General features: G+C 70.9%; 3 protein-coding genes. All 3 read right to left on the bottom strand.

The features are described from left to right. On the bottom strand, positions 1-195 hold a 195-nt coding region (locus tag H7I57_RS26575; RefSeq protein WP_275081757.1), incomplete at its 3' end, for a Mur ligase domain-containing protein. Between the two features lie 5 nt (positions 196-200). Next, positions 201-1,754, bottom strand: a complete 1,554-nt coding sequence (locus H7I57_RS26580) for a UDP-N-acetylmuramoyl-L-alanyl-D-glutamate--2,6-diaminopimelate ligase (protein ID WP_264027275.1) — start codon at positions 1,752-1,754, stop codon at positions 201-203. Positions 1,755-1,819: 65 nt separating this feature from the next. Continuing rightward, positions 1,820-3,769, bottom strand: a complete 1,950-nt coding sequence (locus H7I57_RS26585) for a peptidoglycan D,D-transpeptidase FtsI family protein (RefSeq protein ID WP_264027277.1) — start codon at positions 3,767-3,769, stop codon at positions 1,820-1,822. Between the last annotated feature and the right edge of the window lie 3 nt (positions 3,770-3,772).

Consider the following 3,772-nt stretch of genomic DNA (forward strand, 5'->3'; position numbering starts at 1 on the left):
GCCCGCCGCGACGGCGGCCGCCGCGAAGTCGTGCCCGTCGGAGCGCGCACCCGGCAGCGCGAGGAACAACCCGCCGGGCGTCACCGCGCGGGAGTCGAACTCCACGGTCCCGGTGACGCGGGTCGCGGCGGCCTCGTCGGGGGCGATGTCGGCGAGGCGGCCCCCGACGATCTCGGCGATCTGGGTCAGCGACATGTCGATCACGTGCGCGCCCCTCGCGACGTCAGGGCTTCGAGGGCCGCGGCCAGTTCGTCGCGGTCGTCGAACGGACGGGTCTGACCCCGGCTCGTCTGTCCCGCCTCATGACCCTTGCCCGCGATCAGCACGATGTCACCCGCGCGGGCCCATGCCACCGCGCGCTCGATCGCGGCACGCCGGTCGCCGATCTCGACGACCTCGGCGCCGCCGGTGGCCGCACCCGCCACGATCGCGGCGCGGATGGTCGCCGGATCCTCGTCACGCGGATTGTCGTCGGTGACCACGACGAGATCGGCCAGGGCGGCCGCCACCTGACCCATCGGCTCGCGCTTTCCCCGGTCGCGGTTGCCGCCGGCGCCGAACACCACGGCGAGCCTGCCGGCGCCCTGCTGGCGCAGGGTCTGCAGGACCGCCTGCAACGCCCCGGGTTTGTGCGCATAATCCACCAGCGCCAGGAACGGTTGCCCGCGGTCCACCGCCTCCAGGCGACCGGGCACGGTGGCGTCCCGCAGCCCCGGCGCGGCCTGCTCCGGGGACACGCCCGCGGCATCCAGCAGGGCCACCGCGAGCAGGCCGTTGGCCACGTTGTAGCCCCCGGGCAGCCCGATCTGCAGCCCGTGATGGACGCCCGCGGGATCCACGGCGAAGAACTCCTGAACACCGGCCCCGGCCGTGGTGACCTCGTCGACGGTCCAGTCGGCGGCCGCCGTCACGCCGACCGTCACCGGCCGGTGCGCCCGCGCCGCCATCTTCCTGCCCCACTCGTCGTCGACACACACCACCGACTGCGCGGCGTGCGTCCGCGACTCGGGGTCGAACAACCGGGCCTTGGCCGCGAAGTAGTCCTCCATCGACTCGTGGAAGTCCAGATGGTCGCGGGACAGATTGGTGAATCCGCCGATCGCGAACGACACGCCGTCGACGCGGCCCAGGGTCAGCGCGTGGCTGGACACCTCCATCACCACGGTGTCCACCCCCTGCTCGACCATCGCCGCCAACAGCGCCTGCAGGTCCGGCGCCTCCGGCGTGGTCAGGCCGCTGGGCTGATCGCGTCCGTCGATGCGGACGCCGACCGTGCCGATCAGTCCGGCGACCCGCCCCGCCGACCGCAGGCCGGCCTCGACCAGATAGGTCGTCGTGGTCTTGCCGGACGTGCCGGTGACCCCGATCACGCGCAGCCGCTGCGACGGGTTGCCGTACACCGCCGAGGCCACCTGACCCAGCACGGACCGGGGTGAGGGATGCACCAGGAGCGGCACCCCGAGCGTGCCGCCGCCGACCGCGGATTCGATCTCGGCGACACCCTCCCGGTCGGTCAGGACCGCGACGGCCCCACGGGCCACCGCGTCGGCGGCGTAGCGACCACCGTGCGCGGTCGCGCCGGGCAGCGCCGCGAACAGGTCACCGGCCTCGGCATTCTGACCTCTCAGGGTCACCCCAGTGATCCTGACGTCCGTCGGCGTGGCACCCGCGACGGGCACCACGGACATCCCTGGGACCAGTTCAGCAACTGATCCGAGAGACAGACCGGGTGGATGCGAGGGGCGCAGATTCATGGCGTTGACACAGTACCGGCCACGCTGACCGACCTCGTCGATCGCGGCGGCCGACGCGGATTCGCTCAGCCGGCCTGAAGTGTCAGCGGCGCACCCGGATCCGCCGACAGCGGCACGTTCTCCCGCTGCAGCAGCCAGGATGCGATGTTGTGGAACAGCGGCGCGGCCGACGACCCCGGTGAGCCGTCCGCGGCGCGGTGCGGCGCGTCCATCATCACCCCGACCACATAGCGCGGATCGTCGGCCGGAGCCATCCCCGCGAAGGTGATCCAGTAAACGTCGCTGAAGTAGCAACCGCAGGCCGGGTTGATCTGCTGCGCGGTGCCGGTCTTCCCGGCGATCTGATACCCCTCGACCGCCGCCTGCGGCCCGGTGCCCTGCTGCACACCCATCGGGTCGCGCTGCACGACCGAGCGGAACATGTTGCGCACGGTGCGGGCGGTCTCCGCCGACACCACCCGCACGCCGTCGGGCCGCGGTTCGTCGGTACGGGTGCCGTCCGCGGCGATCGTCGACTTGATGATGCGCGGCGGCACCCGGACACCGTCGTTGGCGATGGCCTGGTACATGCCCGTCATCTGCAACAGCGTCATCGAAAGACCCTGTCCGATGGGCAGATTGGAGAAGGTGCTGCCCGACCACTGGTCGATCGGCGGGACCAGCCCGGCGCTCTCGCCGGGAAGGCTGACGCCGGTGCGCTGGCCCAGCCCGAACTTCCGCAGCATCTCGGCGTACCGCTCGGGCCCGAGGCGCTGCGCGAGCATCAGCGTGCCGACGTTGCTCGACTTCCCGAAGACACCTGTGGTGGTGTACGGCATCACGCCGTGCTTCCACGCGTCGCCGACGGTGACACCGCCCATGTCGATCGAGCCCGGCACCTGGAGTACCTCGTCCGGGTTGGACAGCCCGTACTCGATGACCGACGCGGCGGTGACGATCTTGTTGACCGAACCCGGTTCGAACGGCGAGGTAACCGGGAGGTTGCCCAGTTCGCGGTCCTTCTGCCGACTGAGGTCCTGGGACGGGTCGAAGGTGTTGTCGTTCGACATCGCCAGCACCTCACCGGTCTTGGCGTCGAGCACGACCGCAGAGGCGTTCTTCGCACCGGACAGGTCCTTGGCCTGCTGCACCTGTTGCTGCACGTAGAACTGGATGTCGTCGTCGATCGTCAGCATGACCGTGGACCCGTCCACCGCGTCGTGGCGATTGCGGTAGCTGCCCGGGATGACGACTCCGTCCGAACCGCGGTCGTAGGTGACCGCGCCGTCCGTGCCTGCCAGCACCGAATCCAACGAATCCTCCAGCCCGAGCAGGCCGTGACCGTCCCAGTCGATGCCGCCGACCACATTGGCGGCGAGCACTCCGCCCGGGTACTGGCGCAGGTCCTGGCGCTCCGATCCGACCTCGGGGAAGTCGGTGGTGATGGCATCCGAGATCGCCGGATCGACGGCACGCGCGAGATACACGAAGGTCTCGTTGCTGCGCAGCTTCTTCAGCACCGTGGCGCTGTCCGGCTTGTTGCCGAGCCGGGAGGACACCTCGGCCGCGATCTCACGAAGCCGTTCGTCGGGGTCCGGAACGTCGGATGTCCCGGTTCCGCCCTTCTGGAAGGCCTCCTCCAACTGCTTGCGCACCTTGACCGGCTGGAACGTCAAGGCGCGGGCTTCGATGGTGAACGCCAGCTTGTCGTGGTTGCGGTCGACGATCGCGCCGCGCAGCGCCGCGTCGATGTCGGTCACCTTCAGCTGGCTGGCCGCCTCCGTGCGCAGACCTTCGGCCCTGGGCACCTGGAGCGTGAACAACTGGGCGGCGGCCACGACCAGCAGCAGGAAGATCGCCGCGTTGCCGGCACGGTGGCGGAACACGAACGACGCACTGCGCAGTCCGCTCGGGGGCGCCGCCTGCCGGGTGCGCCGCGCCCGCGCCGAGCGTTCCTGGCCGGCGACCGCCTTCGGGGCCTTGGCCGCCTTCGTCGTCTTGGCGCTGCGTCGGCGCCGACCCGCGTCGCGACTCACGCC

Origin of the sequence: Mycolicibacterium pyrenivorans (assembly GCF_025821625.1) — a bacterium.
Lineage (GTDB): Bacteria > Actinomycetota > Actinomycetes > Mycobacteriales > Mycobacteriaceae > Mycobacterium > Mycobacterium pyrenivorans.